14 protein-coding genes are annotated in these 17,692 nt (G+C 40.9%); 1 reads left to right on the forward strand and 13 read right to left on the reverse strand.

Annotation, left to right across the window (positions count from 1 at the left end):
- Positions 1–206: 206 nt before the first annotated feature.
- A complete protein-coding gene (gene rpiA, locus PR761_RS13045; RefSeq protein WP_154610656.1) occupies positions 207–866 on the reverse strand; it encodes a ribose-5-phosphate isomerase RpiA in 660 nt (219 codons plus the stop codon).
- A gap of 202 nt (positions 867–1,068) precedes the next feature.
- Between rpiA and PR761_RS13050 the strand changes: the two genes are divergently transcribed.
- Positions 1,069–1,983, forward strand: a complete 915-nt coding sequence (locus PR761_RS13050) for a LysR family transcriptional regulator ArgP (RefSeq protein WP_006814971.1) — start codon at positions 1,069–1,071, stop codon at positions 1,981–1,983.
- Here PR761_RS13050 and PR761_RS13055 read toward each other — a convergent pair.
- The 12 genes from PR761_RS13055 to pdhR form a co-directional block, all read right to left on the reverse strand.
- Positions 1,980–2,708 carry an oxidative stress defense protein gene (locus PR761_RS13055; RefSeq protein ID WP_006814972.1) on the reverse strand — a complete coding sequence of 243 codons (729 nt, stop codon included), beginning with the start codon at positions 2,706–2,708 and terminating at the stop codon, positions 1,980–1,982. The two genes, PR761_RS13050 and PR761_RS13055, sit on opposite strands and share 4 nt — an antisense overlap.
- Before the next feature lie 115 nt (positions 2,709–2,823).
- Positions 2,824–3,441 (reverse strand): arginine exporter ArgO, encoded by a 618-nt coding sequence (gene argO, locus PR761_RS13060; RefSeq protein ID WP_006814973.1) that lies wholly within the window; start codon positions 3,439–3,441, stop codon positions 2,824–2,826.
- 189 nt (positions 3,442–3,630) lie between these two features.
- Positions 3,631–4,503: a small-conductance mechanosensitive channel MscS gene (mscS, locus tag PR761_RS13065; RefSeq protein ID WP_006814974.1), complete on the reverse strand. Its 873-nt coding sequence runs from the start codon at positions 4,501–4,503 to the stop codon at positions 3,631–3,633.
- 154 nt (positions 4,504–4,657) lie between these two features.
- Positions 4,658–5,023: a YacL family protein gene (locus PR761_RS13070; RefSeq protein WP_112837210.1), complete on the reverse strand. Its 366-nt coding sequence runs from the start codon at positions 5,021–5,023 to the stop codon at positions 4,658–4,660.
- Positions 5,024–5,153: 130 nt separating this feature from the next.
- Positions 5,154–7,751, reverse strand: a complete 2,598-nt coding sequence (gene acnB / locus PR761_RS13075) for a bifunctional aconitate hydratase 2/2-methylisocitrate dehydratase (protein ID WP_126437261.1) — start codon at positions 7,749–7,751, stop codon at positions 5,154–5,156.
- Between the two features lie 532 nt (positions 7,752–8,283).
- Complete coding sequence (locus PR761_RS13080) at positions 8,284–8,568, reverse strand: hypothetical protein (protein ID WP_006814977.1); 285 nt, start codon at positions 8,566–8,568, stop codon at positions 8,284–8,286.
- A gap of 78 nt (positions 8,569–8,646) precedes the next feature.
- The gene (locus tag PR761_RS13085) at positions 8,647–9,006 is read right to left on the reverse strand and encodes an immunity 8 family protein (RefSeq protein ID WP_006814978.1); all 360 of its coding nucleotides are present in this window, start codon (positions 9,004–9,006) and stop codon (positions 8,647–8,649) included.
- Positions 9,003–10,346, reverse strand: a complete 1,344-nt coding sequence (locus PR761_RS13090) for an adhesin (protein WP_230083546.1) — start codon at positions 10,344–10,346, stop codon at positions 9,003–9,005. The genes PR761_RS13085 and PR761_RS13090 overlap by 4 nt, the downstream gene beginning before the upstream one ends.
- A 211-nt stretch (positions 10,347–10,557) precedes the next feature.
- A complete protein-coding gene (gene lpdA / locus PR761_RS13095; protein WP_039855129.1) occupies positions 10,558–11,985 on the reverse strand; it encodes a dihydrolipoyl dehydrogenase in 1,428 nt (475 codons plus the stop codon).
- 205 nt (positions 11,986–12,190) lie between these two features.
- Positions 12,191–14,053 (reverse strand): pyruvate dehydrogenase complex dihydrolipoyllysine-residue acetyltransferase, encoded by a 1,863-nt coding sequence (gene aceF, locus PR761_RS13100; protein WP_115164581.1) that lies wholly within the window; start codon positions 14,051–14,053, stop codon positions 12,191–12,193.
- A 13-nt stretch (positions 14,054–14,066) separates the two neighbouring features.
- Positions 14,067–16,733 carry a pyruvate dehydrogenase (acetyl-transferring), homodimeric type gene (aceE, locus tag PR761_RS13105; protein ID WP_006814982.1) on the reverse strand — a complete coding sequence of 889 codons (2,667 nt, stop codon included), beginning with the start codon at positions 16,731–16,733 and terminating at the stop codon, positions 14,067–14,069.
- Between the two features lie 165 nt (positions 16,734–16,898).
- Complete coding sequence (pdhR, locus tag PR761_RS13110) at positions 16,899–17,669, reverse strand: pyruvate dehydrogenase complex transcriptional repressor PdhR (protein ID WP_006814983.1); 771 nt, start codon at positions 17,667–17,669, stop codon at positions 16,899–16,901.
- Positions 17,670–17,692: the final 23 nt, after the last annotated feature.

The following is a 17,692-nucleotide window of genomic DNA, read 5'->3' on the forward strand; positions in this document are numbered from 1 at the left end:
ATCTGACGCGGTAACACAAAATAAGGATTTTGCCCATGCAATGGACATTTGTGTGAGATATATCACCAAAATAATAACAAATAAAAAAAATAAAATAATTTAAAAATCGTGAATATTTATAAATATCGCTAGTAACATCCACATCTATATAAAAAATAAGCCAGCCGCTCTATCGCTGACTGGCTTATCCTTAAGTGAGATGAAAATTATAACTTAATGGTTTTTACGCCTTCGGCCGTGCCCATTAAGACAACATCCGCTCCGCGATTTGCAAACAGACCAACCGTCACCACTCCAGCAATGCCATTAATTTTGTTTTCTAACGCAACAGGGTCTAGAATTTTTAAATTATGAACATCTAAAATCACATTACCATTATCAGTAATTACATTCTCACGGTAAACAGGTTGACCACCCAGTTTAACCAATTCACGAGCAACATAACTACGCGCCATAGGAATGACTTCAACGGGTAAAGGAAATTTACCTAAAACATCCACTAGCTTAGATTGATCAACAATACAGATAAACGTTTTGGCAATTGCAGAAACAATTTTTTCGCGTGTTAATGCTGCACCACCGCCTTTGATCATATTCATGTTGTTATCAACTTCATCTGCACCATCAACATAAACATCTAAAGAATCAACGTTATTGCAATCAAAAACAGGAATACCCAAAGATTTGAGTTTTTGAGTTGAAGCTTCAGAGCTAGAAACAGCTCCTTCTATTTGCCCTTTCATTGTGGCTAGTGCATCAATAAAGTGGGAGGCTGTTGAGCCCGTGCCGACACCGACAATGGTGCCAGGTTTAACATATTCGAGTGCTGCCCAACCAACTGCTTTCTTTAATTCATCCTGAGTCATGCTAATGCCTTATGCTGATATATTGAGTCGTCATTAAATGGGGATGGTGAATAGTATATACCGGACATCTGGCAAGTTGCAGTATTGTTATCGGGGTTTGTGCTCTACTTCTTATGAAAAAGTAACCTATAGGAATATTTGCAGTGTTATCCGCAAAAATATGGCATAGTGACCGACAGAATAACAAGAAGGAGAGTTTTTGATGAAGCGCCCTGATTATCGCGCCTTGCAAGCACTGGATGCCGTCATTCGTGAACGCGGGTTTGAACGAGCAGCACAAAAATTATGTATTACCCAATCTGCAGTTTCTCAAAGAATCAAGCAATTAGAGAATCTTTTTGGGCAACCATTACTTGTGCGCACTGTTCCTCCACACCCAACCGAACAGGGGCAAAAACTGCTCGCCTTGCTTCATCAAGTTGAATTACTCGAAGAACAATGGCTTGGTGATGAAAATGGTGGCTCGACACCACTGCTTCTTTCCTTAGCGGTCAACGCCGATAGTTTAGCGACATGGTTTTTACCTGCATTGAATCCTGTATTAGGGAGCACCCCTATTCGCTTGAATATCCAAGTGGAAGATGAAACTCGAACCCAAGAACGCTTAAGACGCGGAGAAGTGGTTGGCGCTATCAGTATTCAACCCCAAGCTTTACCCGGCTGCCTTGTTGATAAGCTGGGGGCGTTAGATTATATTTTCGTCGCCTCCCCTGACTTCGCTGCTAAATATTTTCCTGATGGCGTTACTCGCTCATCATTACTCAAAGCTCCAGCAGTTGCATTTGACCATTTAGATGATATGCACCAAGCGTTTCTCCAACAAAATTTTGGGCTATCACCGGGAAGTGTCCCTTGCCATATCGTTAACTCATCGGAAGCTTTTGTTCAATTAGCAAAGCAAGGCTCAACGTGCTGTATGATCCCGCACCTGCAAATTGCAAATGAATTAGAACATGGTGAATTAGTAGATTTAACGCCAGGGCTATGCCAGCGACGTATGCTGTACTGGCATCGTTTTGCACCAGAAAGTCGGACAATGAAAAAAGTCACTGACGCCCTACTCAAAACTGGGCGCCAGATGTTAAAGCAAGATAATGAAATTCTCGCGGAAGATTAACGCTTAATTTCAAATACCACGTCAACTTGATCGTTAAAATCAATGCTTTGTTGCTCATAGGTCTCATCAACATTGAGATCTTGAGCAGCCGCTTTCATACTTCCTGCAGAACTTCTTAAAGCCATAGGATAAGGTACCGCTGATGGCGCATTATAATTGATACTATAAATTGGGCCTAATTGAGTATTAAAGCCTTTAGCTAACGCTTCAGCTTGCTGCTTAGCATTATTCATCGCTTGGCTTCGAACTTCATCACGATATTTTTGTGGATTATTAACCCCAAACTGCACAGAATTAATCTCATTTAATCCCGCAGATAATGCCCCATCCAATAATGTATTAAGTTGCTCCAGCTTAGTAACCTTGACCTCAACAGAACGCACTGCAGTATAACCAGTCAATGTTGGTTTTGACATTTTACCGTAATCATAACGAGGTTGAATACGCACATTTGCTGCATTAATATCCTGCTTTTCAATACCATTTTTCTTTAAAAATTCATAGTATTGTGCGACTCGTTTGTCTGCTTCAGCCTTAGCTGCCGCCGCATCTTTATTTGTGACTTCAACATTAATATTTAATGTCGCCATATCTGGAGCCACTTTAATTGCTGCATTGCCGGATGTCGAGATATGTGGTCCTTCAGGTACCGCATTCGCCAGAGACAAGGTAGGAACCGCAAGACCCGCTAATAGGGCAGCAACAACGATAGATTTTAATTTCACAGAACCTCCCAATGGTATTTTTCTCTACAATATAAAGAAAGTTCATCATAAACTTCCTTTGAATAGTTTTTACATTATCACACTCAACTTAAACTTCGACTCAGAATAGTGCTAATTAATATCCCAACCCATGTTTTGCTAATTGGAATGCAATAAACCACATTACGCATCCAACGAAGAGATTAATAATCCGCTGGGAACGAGGCTTATTCAGTATAGGAGAAAACCAAGCTGCTAACATTGCCAATAGGAAAAACCAAATAAATGATGCCGTCAACGCTCCAGCTGTAAACCATGGACGTAATTGGCTTTCAAGCTGACCACCAACACTACCCAATACAACAAACGTATCTAAGTAGACATGGGGATTTAGCCAGGTTACAGCAAATAACGTCGCAATCACTTTCCATCGAGTGATCACTCTACCCTCTAGCTGTAACACGGAATCATCGGGAGTTATTGCGGTACGAAATGCGCCGTAACCGTACCAAACTAAAAATACAACTCCAGCCCAAGTAATCAATGTCATTAATAATTCAGACTGACTTAATAATGCACTTCCCCCAAAGACACCTGCGATGATTAAAATCGTGTCACTTAATGCGCATAATAATGCACTCATTAGATGAAATTGCTTACGGCTACCTTGCTGCAACACAAATGCATTTTGTGGACCTAATGGCAATATCATTGCAGCCCCTAACAGAGCCCCCTGAATATAAATCGTAAACATGCAATTTTCCAAAATAATTATTCATTTAATTTTAAGGAATAATATCGATAAAAAATTATTAGCGAAAATGATTAAATCTAATAGACCATAAGCAATACTGATAAGAATGACTGTCTGAACGGGGATAAATACAGATAAAAAAATGGCGCTATTTAAATTAGCGCCATTTTCTATTTAAACCATGATAGTTTATTCAGCTGAAATACTTTTTACGGTCGTATTGGCTTGATGTAAATGTACATCCATTTGAGGGAATGGAATACCAATATTATGCTTGTCTAACGCACGTTTAAAGTTTTCCATTAAATCCCAATAAACAGGCCAAGTATCACCGTTAACAGTCCAAAAACGAACAAGGTAGTTTAATGAAGATGGCGCCATTTCATTTAAACGAATGGTCACACCTAAATCGTGCATAATTCGTTTGTCTGCTGCAACAATGTCACCTAATATTTTTTTAACTGTATCAATATCAGAATCATAAGCTACACCAACAATGATATCTTGACGGCGATTCGGTTCACGAGTGACGTTGATGATACTGTCACCAATAATTTTACCGTTTGGGATAACGACAATACGGTCATCCGCCGTTTTTAGTGTTGTTGAGAAAATTTGTACACTTTGTACTGTACCGTCAATCGCACCAATTTTAACAAACTCACCCGCTTTTAGCGGTCTAAAGACTACGAGTAGAACGCCAGCTGCAAAGTTACCTAATGAGTTTTGTAATGCTAAACCAACGGCTAAACCGGCAGCACCCATGACGGCAATGACAGACGCTGTTTGTACGCCAATTTTGCCCAGAACAGCAATCAAGGTGAAAGCAATAATCGTGTAACGTGCAATAGCAGACAAGAATTCGCTAACTGTTGCGTCAATTCCTCTTAAGGTCATTACACGATTTAATCCGCGACTAACCCACTTCGCTATCATCATACCTACAATCAGAATCACGACTGCAGAAACGATATTGACGATATACTGGATTAACAGATCTTGATTAGCAACAAACCAACTTGTGGCATCATTCAAGGCACCTGTAACATCATCAGTATTCATATACTTATCCTTTTTAATTTAAAATTTAGCCTAATCAGGCTCTTTCAATTAGATTCTTCATCCAAAGAACTCTTATTAACTCATTGAGCAATACATTCAAAATAATAGCTATAAAATGTAAAAATATAAAATAAATTGATACTGAAATGTAATTTCACCGATTTTCAACAACAAATTCTCGATAGTCATCTAACATTCCGAAGAAGTCATCAACGCCACAAAATGCAATGCTTTCATTGTCATAGTAGCTCATACCCTCTTCAAGTCCCTCGGTTTCAAAAACCAGTTGGTTAGCACGGATCATCACTTCTTCGTCGTCTAAAATCAAAGTGTACTCGTGCCCAATAAATTCCCACTGATTTTCCGTGCCTTTTATCAATTCATAATTTTCTGCGATGGTATCCAATAAACTGAGGTCATTTTTAATTTCCTCATTTAACCAATAGCCAATAGCTTCATGATCCATTGAAAATTTGGCTGTAATACTTCCTGTAATGTCTTTCAAAAATTGATAGTCCATATGCAATACCTCACACTTTGCGTCTTTATTTCAGTATAACGCGAGATAAGGAATATAGGAGAGTGGTTTTATTGCCTTAAAAAAGCAAAAGGCTCCACAAGGGGAGCCTTTGAGTAGTTTTACTGACTAATTAAACTGTGGTCTGAAAAATCACACCATCGGCTTTCTCAGTGTATTGATCCAGTCGGTCAAAATTCAGATAACGGTAGGTATCTTCTGCCGTTTCATCGACTTTATTCATAAACTGTTGGTATTCTGCAGGTGTTGGTAAACGACCTAACAGAGATGCAACCGCTGCCAACTCCGCTGAGGCCAGATATACGTTAGCGCCTGTTCCTAAACGGTTAGGGAAGTTACGGGTTGAAGTAGAAACTACTGTCGCACCGTCGGCTACTCGTGCTTGGTTCCCCATACACAAAGAGCAACCTGGAACTTCAATGCGTGCTCCACTCTTACCAAATACACTGTAATAACCTTCTTCAGTTAACTGTGCTGCATCCATCTTCGTTGGTGGCGCAACCCATAACCGCGTCGGTAATTGACCTTTATGCGTATCTAATAATTTACCTGCAGCACGGAAGTGACCAATGTTAGTCATGCAAGAACCGATAAAGACTTCATCGATTTTTTCATTTTGAACATCAGACAGTAAGCGAGCATCATCAGGGTCATTAGGTGCACACAGAATTGGCTCTTTGATCTCACTCAGGTCGATTTCAATCACAGCGGCATATTCTGCATCAGCGTCACCTTCCAGTAGTTCCGGATTCGCTAACCAATTTTCCATGCCTTTAATACGACGTTCCAGCGTACGACGGTCACCGTAACCTTCCGCGATCATCCATTTCAACAGAACGATGTTAGATTGTAGATATTCAATGATTGGGTCTTTATCCAGCTTGATCGTACAACCAGCCGCAGAGCGCTCCGCTGAAGCATCCGCAAGTTCAAAAGCTTGTTCAACTTTCAGCTCAGGTAAACCTTCAATTTCCAGAATACGACCAGAGAAAATGTTTTTCTTACCTTTTTTCTCAACCGTCAGCAAACCATCTTTGATGGCATACAGAGGGATCGCATGAACGAGGTCACGTAATGTGATACCCGGTTGCATTTGACCTTTAAAGCGAACCAATACAGATTCAGGCATATCCAGTGGCATCACCCCTGTTGCGGCAGCAAAGGCTACTAGGCCAGAACCCGCAGGGAAAGATATACCAATAGGGAAACGAGTATGAGAGTCTCCACCAGTACCGACCGTATCTGGCAACAACATACGGTTTAACCATGAGTGAATAATACCGTCACCGGGACGCAGAGAAACCCCACCACGATTCATAATGAAATCAGGTAAAGTATGGTGCGTGGTCACATCAACAGGTTTTGGATACGCGGCAGTGTGACAGAATGACTGCATGACAAGATCCGCAGAGAACCCTAAGCATGCTAAGTCCTTCAATTCATCACGCGTCATTGGACCGGTTGTATCTTGAGAACCGACTGAAGTCATTTTTGGCTCGCAATATTCACCAGGACGAATTCCCTGACGACCACAAGCACGACCTACCATTTTTTGTGCTAATGAGTAGCCACGATTGCTTTGTGCAACCGGTTTAGCTTGACGGAAAATATCTGTTGCGCCCAAACCTAATGATTCACGCGCTTTGGTTGTTAACCCACGACCGATAATCAGAGGGATACGACCACCAGCACGGACTTCATCAATTAATACGTCAGTTTTTAACTCAAATGATTCTAGTAATTCGTTAGTTTCGTGGTTACGAACTTCGCCTTTATACGGATAGATATCAATGACATCACCCATATTCAACTTAGAAACATCAACTTCAATTGGTAATGCTCCCGCATCTTCCATAGTGTTAAAGAAGATTGGTGCAATTTTTCCACCAAGCACCACACCGCCACCGCGTTTATTTGGCACGAATGGAATATCGTCGCCCATAAACCACAGTACGGAGTTAGTTGCTGATTTACGTGAAGAGCCAGTACCGACAACATCACCAACATAGGCTAGTGGGAAACCTTTTTTAGCCAGCTCTTCAATTTGCTTAATCGGACCTACATTGCCAGCCTCATCAGGGACGATACCCTCACGCGCGTTTTTCAGCATCGCTAAAGCATGCAGAGGAATATCTGGACGAGACCACGCATCTGGAGCTGGTGACAAGTCATCGGTGTTGGTTTCACCCGTCACTTTAAAGACGGTTACTGTCATTTTTTCAGCTAATGCTGGACGTTCTTTAAACCACTCTGCATTAGCCCATGATTCGATAACCTGCTTCGCATAGGTATTTCCAGCTTTAGCTTTTTCTTCTACATCATAGAAGTTATCGAACATCAATAAAGTGTGGGAAAGTGCTTTTGCTGCGATAGGCGCTAATTTAGCGTCATCCAGTGCATCGATCAGTGCGTGAATATTGTATCCACCCTGCATGGTGCCTAGCAGTTCGATTGCTTTTTCAGGGGAGATAAGAGGGGAGGATGTTTCGCCTTTTGCAATTGCGGCTAAAAATCCAGCTTTAACGTACGCGGCTTCATCAACACCTGGGGGAACTCGGTTGGTGAGCAGGTCTAACAAGAAATCTTCTTCACCTTTGGGTGGGTTTTTCAGTAACTCTACCAGTGCAGCTACCTGTGACGCATCTAATGGCTTAGGGACAATCCCTTGAGCGGCACGCTCGGCTACGTGCTTACGGTATTCTTCTAGCACGACGTTCTCCTCGCTTCTTTGTTATTTATATACCCGGCTGTCTGCACCATTCTGACAAAATTATCATCCGGTGCCAGGTCAGAGGAATTTGCTCACATAATCTCAATGGCGATAAAATTATGTCCAGCTTCGGGCGATCAGCATAGCAGAATTTAAACGTAATGTTAATTCATTCACAATAAAGCAACATTCATCTACTAACTTTACCCGTTAACATCAATTTCGGGTGATTTTTAAGCTTGAAATATCATAATCCATCATAAAAAACTCATAAAACCCTACTTTTTATAATCCATTTTACGACTTAAAGCACCCTAATTAGTGTTTTTTTCCATCTCTTATCACAAATTATATTTAATAACTCATTTTTATTTATCTTACTAATTGATAAGGCAAATCATTGCGATTGGTTTAAATTTTCTTAAAGGATTTTATGGGGTTAATTGGTCTTTTTAGTTCAACCAGATTATTGAAGGGAAGTAATAAAAAAGAGCCTACGAAGATCTAGGCTCTGAGTCATAACTAATGTTAATTAGTTAGGTTCATTTTCAGCTAAGTAGCGAAGAATCGCTGAGATATTTTTTAAATTGTAGCGGACTAAAATATCTTTTTCTTTAGCCTCGCATAGCATCTTATAGTCATCTTCTAGCTGCCCTATATCTAGCTGCTGTGGATCATTATAAATGTTATAAAGAGATTCAGATGGTACATTCCAATAAAAATCAGAATCCAGCTTAATGCTCTCTATTCCATGCTTTTTCATTTCATCGAAGATTGTATTGATTATCTCTTCAAGTACATTGAGGTTTATATTCATGAAAAATCATCTATTAAGAATATAGAACTCTATAATAAAGTTAGAATATATCTCTCACATTCTAATATCTGAAGTATTCTATCCTTGATAATCCTCATATTCCCAAAAGCTAAAGCGACTTAATTTTAGTGATGCTTTTGACCAATCAGAATCATCACATAACCTAATTTTTTGTTCTAGCTGAGTTAATATTTGATCATAGTCATATTCTGCAACGATAATCATCCCTTTTCCAAATAATACATTATTCTTGATTAACTCTTGTTGAAGCCAATTTGGAGTGCATATAAACCAATCAAATGATTCAGCACCTTCATGATTTTCGGGCCCAATCATCGTACGAACCCAACTACCAAAGTTTTTAGGATTGTCTGGCCAATAACAAACTAGGCTATCTTCTAATTCAAGAGATCTAAGTGATTTCAGTTTTATGTTCATTTTATGATATCCAAGTGTCCATTACTAATAGGCCTACCCGTTGGTGTTAATTTTTGCTCAAAATTTGCTTGAATACCCGTAGTTGAATACTGACTATTAGGCTTAAATGAAGGTGGGCGATAAATTCTAAGTCCATCTGAGCTAACCCAAGAAGTACCATCCCTAGAAACTCTGAATCCATTACCTACCCATGCTTCTCCAAGAATGTTGGCATTTTCAGATGTTGCCTGTCCTAAGTTAAAATTTCCTTTATTACCTCTAGCTGCATCTCTTAATATACCAATTCCTTCTTCTATAGGCATTACATTACGATTTAAATTTATTTTTTCGTGGGCATAATTTTGAACTCTTGAATGAGCTTCATCCTCAGGCCCCCAGCCATCCGGTGTGCCTGAACCAGTGCCACCTAATTCAACTTTATCTGAATTTGAAAGATCTTTTCCAAGATTGGGATTTTTAGCTCCCTTATCCAAATCCGATGCACAAGCAAATCCAAAGGTACATTCAAATGTTTCTGCTAGTTTATCGCCAGCCGCATTAAGCTTATTTTCAATTGCTTGAGCAAAATTGGCATCTATTCTTATTTTTTCATCAGATACGGAGCTTCCATTGTGTACAGGGATTACCGGTGTTGGAATTGTTAATAGACTGCTTTCAGTAAAGCTAATTTTAATGTTTCTTAATTCACTTTCATTAGACTGAATTTCTTTTGTTAGTCTAGTATGTCTTTCCTGAGTTGCTAGCAGATAATTTCTTGCTGATAATTCTGCATTTCTCTCAATGGCATTATAAAAAGGTTTAGGATCAAAAAAATTTAATTTTGGTATATCTATAGGTCTATCATCAAAATTATCTGAAAGTAAGCGATCTCTATCTTGTATTGAACTAAATCTAACATTTGTAGTGATATTAAGATCTGACGCTTTAAAAACCCATTGATAATTACATGGGTATCTCTCCGGGTCAGTCATAAATTTCCATTCATAGCTTTTCTCTAAATTACTTTTTTCTTCTTTTAGCTCGCTTATTTTATTTGAAATCTCCTGATGATTTAATATTAATTTTTTCTGAAGAGATAGTTCTTGTGGTGATGGCAATGGTGTATTTACTGTATCTTCTGATACTATATTTTCTCGATTTACATCTCTATCTCTAGATATCTCCGGCCTATAATTATCATTTTCTATAAGCCTTGTGATAGTCTTCAAATGGTCATATTGATCATTTATACTATTATTATTAAAAGCATAATCACCATTAAAAAAATCATCATTCGTTATATCAGTAAAATTAAAAGGGGCTGGATTAGCATAAACAGTCATTGTATCTATATAGAGCATAATTAACATCCTTGTTGTTATTTAAAAAACAGCAAAGAAGTTAAATTTAAAATTTCTTATAGTCAACTAAGTGTAAATACTAAAATTATAGCAATTATAATATTTATATAATTAAGAAAATAAGTTAATACTGTTTATTCATTAAAATAAAAAAGACCAAAACATTTCTGCTTTGGTCTTCGATTCGCTTACTTTTCGCTAAAAAAGAAAATTACTTTTTCTTTTTCGCTTTCGCGTTTGGTAAGTCAGTGATGCTACCTTCGTAGATCTCTGCTGCCATACCAATTGATTCATACAGTGTTGGGTGAGCATGAATAGTTAATGCTAAATCTTCAGCATCACAACCCATTTCGATCGCTAGGCCGATTTCGCCAAGTAATTCGCCACCGTTAACACCAACAACTGCACCACCGATAATACGGTTAGATTGCTTATCGAAAATCAGCTTAGTCATACCTTCAGAGCAGTCAGATGCAATTGCACGACCTGATGCAGCCCATGGGAATGTTGCTGTTTCGTAGCTGATGTTTTTCTCTTTCGCTTCTTTCTCAGTTAAACCAACCCATGCAACTTCTGGTTCAGTATAAGCGATTGATGGAATCACTTTTGGATCGAAGTAGTGTTTTAGACCAGAGATAACTTCTGCTGCAACGTGGCCTTCGTGAACACCTTTGTGAGCCAGCATTGGTTGACCAACGATGTCACCGATAGCAAAGATGTGCGGTACGTTAGTACGCATTTGTTTATCAACATGGATGAAACCACGATCATCAACTTCAACGCCTGCTTTACCTGCGTCTAAGTTCTTACCGTTAGGTACGCGACCAATTGCAACTAACACAGCGTCGTAACGTTGTGGCTCTGCTGGCGCTTTTTTACCTTCCATAGAAACATAGATACCGTCTTCTTTTGCTTCAACAGCGGTAACTTTAGTTTCTAACAGTAAGTTGAATTTTTTGCTGATTTGTTTTGTGAATACTTTAACCACATCTTTATCCGCCGCAGGGATAACTTGGTCAAACATTTCAACCACATCAATTTGAGAACCTAGTGCATGGTAAACAGTACCCATCTCTAGTCCGATGATACCGCCACCCATAACCAGCAGACGCTCAGGAACTTCTTTCAGTTCTAATGCATCAGTTGAATCCCAAACACGTGGATCTTCATGAGGAATAAATGGTAATTCAATTGGACGTGAACCCGCTGCAATGATCGCATTATCAAAATTGATAGTGGTGCTGCCGTTTTCACCTTCAACAACCAGAGTGTTAGCGCCAGTGAATTTACCTAGACCGTTAACAACATTAACTTTACGGCCTTTAGCCATACCAGCTAAACCACCTGTCAGTTGGGTGATAACTTTTTCTTTCCACAGGCGAACTTTGGAGATATCCGTTTTTGGCTCACCAAACACGATACCGTGCTCAGCTAATGCTTTAGCTTCTTCGATAACTTTAGCAACGTGTAATAATGCTTTAGAAGGGATACAACCTACGTTTAAACAAACTCCACCTAGAGTTGAATAACGCTCTACCAAAACAGTCTCTAAACCTAAGTCAGCGCAACGGAAAGCCGCAGAATACCCTGCAGGGCCTGCACCAAGCACAACGACTTGGGCTTTAATTTCAGTACTCATCATGACCTCTTTTTGTTTTGTCCAGCGGGGCCGCCGAATAAACGAATTTTCCACTGGTAAAGTACACACCGCAAGCAGTTTACAGAATTGTTAACATCCTGAAAAGGCTGAATACGTGATGTAACTCCCAACCTTTCGTTGCAACAGCGAAAAACTCCGCCCCAGCCTAAATAAAACAGACCGGTCAATTGACCGGTCTTATTAGTTACATTACCAGACGGCGAATATCGCTCATCAGTTGTCCAACTAACGTGATGAAACGCGCACCATCAGCGCCATCAATCACACGGTGGTCAAATGACAGAGACATTGGCAGGATCAGGCGTGGAACAAACTCACTACCATTCCAAACTGGTTTGATAGAAGAGCGAGACAGACCCATAATTGCCACTTCTGGCGCATTCACAATTGGTGCAAAACCGGTAGTTCCGATACCACCTAAGCTAGAGATAGTGAAGCAACCGCCTTGCATATCAGCCGCAGTCAGTTTACCTGCACGCGCTTTCTTAGACACTTCACCCAGCTCACGAGATAACTCCATAATACCTTTTTTGTTCACGTCTTTGAAAACAGGAACCACTAAGCCATTTGGTGTATCTACAGCGATACCGATGTTGATATATTTTTTCAGGAACAAACGCTGTGCATCTTCTGAAATAGAGCTGTTGAAGCGTGGCATTTCTTCCAGAGCACGAGCAACCGCTTTCATCACGAAGACCAGTGGAGTGATTTTCACATCCAGTTTTTTCTTCTCAGCTTCTTTGTTCTGCTGCTTACGGAACTCTTCAACTTCAGTAGTATCCACTTCTTCCATCAGCGTTACATGAGGGATCATGACCCAGTTACGGCTCAGATTAGCGCCAGAAATCTTCTGGATACGACCCAGTTCAACTTCTTCAACTTCACCAAATTTGCTGTAATCAATTTTCGGCCATGGCAACATACCCGGTAAACCGCCACCCGCTGCTGCTGGAGCTTCAGCACGCTTGATAGCATCTTTAACGTAAGCTTGAACGTCTTCACGTAAGATACGACCTTTACGACCTGTACCTTTAACTTTCGCCAAGTTAACGCCAAATTCACGCGCTAAACGGCGAATAACTGGTGTTGCATGAATATATGCATCGTTCTCAACAAATTCATTTTTGCTATCAGCGGCTTTAGCTGGGGCAGAGGCTACCTGCGCTGCTGCTGGAGCTGCAACTGGTGCAGAAGCAGGAGGCGCCGTAGGTGCAGGTGCTGCACCCGCTACCTCAAAGGTCATGATTAATGAGCCAGTTTTGACTTTATCGCCAGTCGCAATCTTGATTTCTTTAACTGTACCTGCGAATGGTGCTGGTACCTCCATTGAAGCCTTATCGCCTTCAACAGTGATTAAAGATTGTTCAGCCGTTACGGTATCGCCAACTTTTACCATCACTTCAGTGACTTCAACTTCATCGCCACCGATATCAGGTACATTAACATCTTTGATTGCAGATACTGTTGGTGCCGCTGCAGGTGCTGGTGCGGAAACCGCTGCCGCAGGTGCTGCGCCAGCAACTTCAAATACCATGATCAACGAGCCAGTTTTGACTTTATCGCCAGTCGCAATCTTGATCTCTTTAACCGTACCAGCAAATGGTGCAGGTACTTCCATTGACGCTTTATCGCCTTCAACGGTAATCAGAGATTGTTCAGCCGTGATTGCATCACCAACTTTAACCATGATTTCAGTAACTTCAACTTCATCACCACCAATATCAGGTACAGCGACTTCTTTCAGTGCTGCCGCAGTTGGTGCTGCTGGTGCTACCGCAGGGGCTGCTGCCTCTACAGCTGGCGCAGATGCGCCCTCTGCAGAATCAAAAATCATGATTAGTTTGCCTGTAGTGACTTTGTCACCTACTGCAATTTTAATTTCTTTAACCACACCCGCTTGTGGAGATGGGACTTCCATAGAAGCTTTGTCACCCTCAACAGTGATCAGCGATTGCTCAGCCTCTACTTTATCACCAACTTTAACCATCACTTCGGTGACTTCAACTTCATCAGCACCGATATCTGGCACTTGAATTTCAATAGACATTGATTATTACCTCTTATGCCAAACGTGGGTTAACTTTATCTGGGTTGATGTTGTATTTTTTAATCGCTTCTTCAACGACTTTAACATCAATCTCACCACGTTTAGCCAATTCACCTAACGCTGCAACGATGACATAGGTTGTATCCACTTCGAAGTGGTGACGCAGATTTTCACGGCTATCAGAACGACCGAAACCATCAGTACCTAGTACACGGTACTCCGTTGCAGGAACGTAGGTACGAATTTGCTCAGCGAACAGTTTCATATAGTCAGTAGATGCAACAGCAGGTGCATCATTCATAACTTGAGCAACATACGGTACACGTGGAGTTGCTGATGGATGCAGCATATTCCAACGCTCACAATCTTGACCATCACGAGCCAATTCAGTGAATGAAGTTACGCTATATACGTCAGAACCGATGCCATATTCGGCAGCAAGAATATCTGCAGCTTCACGAACATGACGCATCATTGAACCAGAACCTAACAACTGAACTTTACCTTTGCTGCCTTCTACAGAAGCCAGTTTATAGATACCTTTACGGATACCGTCTTCCACACCTTCAGGCATTGCGTGCATGTGGTAGTTTTCGTTCAGAGTTGTGATGTAGTAATACACGTTCTCTTGTTTCTCACCATACATACGCTCTAAACCGTGTTGCATGATAACGGCAACTTCATAGGCATAAGCTGGATCATAAGAGATACAGTTAGGGATTGTCAGTGATTGAATATGACTATGACCATCTTCGTGCTGTAAGCCTTCACCGTTCAGTGTTGTACGTCCTGAAGTACCACCAATCAGGAAGCCGCGAGCTTGTTGGTCACCTGCTGCCCACATTAAGTCGCCAATACGTTGGAAACCAAACATTGAGTAGTAGATATAGAATGGGATCATTGGCAGGTTGTTAGTACTGTATGAAGTCGCAGCTGCTAACCATGAAGAACCAGCACCTAACTCGTTGATACCTTCCTGTAGAATTTGACCTTTAGAGTCTTCTTTATAGTAAGCAACTTGTTCACGATCTTGTGGAGTATATTGCTGACCTTTAGGACTGTAGATACCAATTTGACGGAATAGGCCTTCCATACCAAAGGTACGAGCCTCATCGGCAATAATTGGTACTAAACGCTCTTTGATCGAATTGTTTTTCAACATCACATTCAGAACACGAACAAATGCGATCGTTGTTGAAATTTCTTTTGATTGTTCTTCAAGCAGTTGGCTGAAATCAGACAGAGCTGGAATATCCAGTTTCTCTTCAAATTTAGCGCGACGAGCTGGTAAATATCCACCCAATGCTTGACGACGCTCATGCAGATATTTGTATTCTTCAGAATCTTTTTCGAACGTGATAAATGGCAGTTTTTCGATTTGATCATCAGCAACTGGCACATTGAATTGATCACGGAAGTGACGTACGCCATCCATGTTCATTTTCTTAACTTGGTGAGCAATGTTTTTACCTTCTGCAGTTTCACCCATACCATAACCTTTGATGGTTTGAGCTAAAATAACAGTTGGTTTGCCTTTGGTTTCTTGTGCTTTCTTGAATGCTGCATACACTTTCTTCGGATCGTGACCACCGCGGTTCAGTGCCCAAATTTCATCATCAGTCATGTCTTTAACTAATGCGGCAGTTTCTGGGTAGCGGTTGAAGAAGTGTTCACGAACATAAGCACCATCGCGTGACTTAAATGTCTGGTAATCACCATCAAGTGTTTCGTTCATCAATTGAACCAGTTTACCGCTGGTATCTTTACGTAGCAGCTCATCCCAACGGTCGCCCCACATAACTTTGATAACTTGCCAGCCAGCACCGCTGAAGATACCTTCTAATTCGTTAACAATTTTACCGTTACCTGTTACTGGACCATCCAGACGCTGCAAGTTACAGTTAATCACGAATACCAAATTATCTAATTTATCGCGAGTAGCAATCGTAATTGCACCTTTAGATTCAGGCTCATCCATCTCACCATCACCTAAGAACGCATATACGCGCTGTGCTGAAGTATCTTTCAGACCACGGTTATCCAGATATTTCAAGAATTTCGCTTGATAAATCGCATTTAGAGGACCTAACCCCATAGATACAGTTGGGAATTGCCAGAAATCAGGCATTAATTTAGGGTGAGGATAAGAAGACAGGCCTTTACCACCAATTTCTTGACGGAAATTATTCATCTGCTCTTCAGTTAAACGACCTTCTAAGAATGCACGTGCGTAGATCCCCGGAGAGATATGACCTTGGAAGAAGACTAAGTCTCCACCGTCATTATTGTTGTGAGCACGGAAGAAGTGGTTAAAGCAAACTTCATATAGCGTTGCTGCGGACTGGAATGATGCCATGTGGCCACCCAGTTCCAAATCTTTTTTAGAGGCACGCAGAACAGTCATTACTGCGTTCCAACGAATTGCAGAACGAATACGGCGTTCTAAATCCATGTTACCTGGGTATGCGGGTTCATCTTCAACAGAAATAGTGTTGATATAATCAGAACTACTCGATGCACCAGCGGCAATGCTAACACCGCCTTTACGCGCTTCGCTTAATACCTGTTCGATAATAAACTGAGCACGATCAACACCTTCTTCACGGATGACCGATTCAATCGCCTGTAGCCAGTCGCGAGTTTCAATCGGATCCACGTCATTTTTTAACATATCTGACATGGTGTATTCCTTATCTGTTATCTATTTTATATGTTTAATATGGAGCCTATCTTCCAGCTATTTTGCTGTAAAAACAGCTGGAAGATAGGCCCTGATGTAGTTGCCGCTTTAACTCTCAGAAGAGCATTCAGAGTAATGTAGACGCAGCAGTCAGGATCTACATTACTAATTTAAATCAGGATGTTGCTGTAATCGGCGTAAAGAACGCTCACGACGAGTTTGCTCTCGACCAATATCCAACAGTAGGTCTTCAATAAATGCGAGATGGCGGTGTGATGCCTCACGCGCTTTTTCTGGCTCTCTAGCAACGATAGCCGAGAAAATTTGTTCCCTATGTTCACTCACCGCGTTATACATCTCTTTGCGGGTATATAAGAATTCAAAATTTTGACGAATATTTTGTTCTAACATTGGTACCATACAACGCAACAAATGCAGCAGTACTACATTATGAGCTGCTTCCGTTACAATCAGTTGATACTGTAATACTGCATCTGACTCAGCATTAAGATCACCACTTTGCTGCGCTGTTTTAATAAGTTCATAGCTTTGACGAATACGCTCTATATCCTCTTCTGTACCGCGTAAAGCAGCGTAATAAGCTGCAATACCTTCCAGTGCATGACGAGTTTCAAGGAGGTCTAATTGAGATTCAGGATTACCAGTAAGTAACTCTGCCAATGGGTCACTAAAACTTTGCCACATCTGTTTTTGAACAAATGTACCTCCACCTTGCCGGCGAGATAAGAGCCCTTTAGCTTCTAATGTTTGAATTGCTTCACGCACTGACGGTCTTGAGACATCGAATTGTTTTGCTAGTTCACGTTCAGGGGGCAGCTTTTCGCCAGGGCGTAAAGTCCCCTCGAAAATAAGATGTTCGAGTCGTTGCTCTATTACATCAGATAACTTTGGTTGGCGAATTTTACCGTAAGTCATAATCTGCCATTTCAATGAGTGAG

Origin of the sequence: Providencia sp. PROV210 (assembly GCF_028479445.1) — a bacterium.
GTDB classification, from domain to species: Bacteria; Pseudomonadota; Gammaproteobacteria; order Enterobacterales; family Enterobacteriaceae; genus Providencia; species Providencia rustigianii.

What these genes read in the sequence shown, in the direction of transcription:
- rpiA (WP_154610656.1), bottom strand. Translation starts at nt 866, where the DNA reads ATGACTCAGGATGAATTAAAGAAAGCAGTTGGTTGGGCAGCACTCGAA.
- PR761_RS13050 (WP_006814971.1), top strand. Translation starts at nt 1,069, where the DNA reads ATGAAGCGCCCTGATTATCGCGCCTTGCAAGCACTGGATGCCGTCATT.
- argO (WP_006814973.1), bottom strand. Translation starts at nt 3,441, where the DNA reads ATGTTTACGATTTATATTCAGGGGGCTCTGTTAGGGGCTGCAATGATA.
- mscS (WP_006814974.1), bottom strand. Translation starts at nt 4,503, where the DNA reads ATGAATACTGATGATGTTACAGGTGCCTTGAATGATGCCACAAGTTGG.
- PR761_RS13070 (WP_112837210.1), bottom strand. Translation starts at nt 5,023, where the DNA reads ATGGACTATCAATTTTTGAAAGACATTACAGGAAGTATTACAGCCAAA.
- PR761_RS13080 (WP_006814977.1), bottom strand. Translation starts at nt 8,568, where the DNA reads ATGAATATAAACCTCAATGTACTTGAAGAGATAATCAATACAATCTTC.
- PR761_RS13085 (WP_006814978.1), bottom strand. Translation starts at nt 9,006, where the DNA reads ATGAACATAAAACTGAAATCACTTAGATCTCTTGAATTAGAAGATAGC.
- PR761_RS13090 (WP_230083546.1), bottom strand. Translation starts at nt 10,346, where the DNA reads ATGCTCTATATAGATACAATGACTGTTTATGCTAATCCAGCCCCTTTT.
- lpdA (WP_039855129.1), bottom strand. Translation starts at nt 11,985, where the DNA reads ATGAGTACTGAAATTAAAGCCCAAGTCGTTGTGCTTGGTGCAGGCCCT.
- aceF (WP_115164581.1), bottom strand. Translation starts at nt 14,053, where the DNA reads ATGTCTATTGAAATTCAAGTGCCAGATATCGGTGCTGATGAAGTTGAA.
- aceE (WP_006814982.1), bottom strand. Translation starts at nt 16,733, where the DNA reads ATGTCAGATATGTTAAAAAATGACGTGGATCCGATTGAAACTCGCGAC.
- pdhR (WP_006814983.1), bottom strand. Translation starts at nt 17,669, where the DNA reads ATGACTTACGGTAAAATTCGCCAACCAAAGTTATCTGATGTAATAGAG.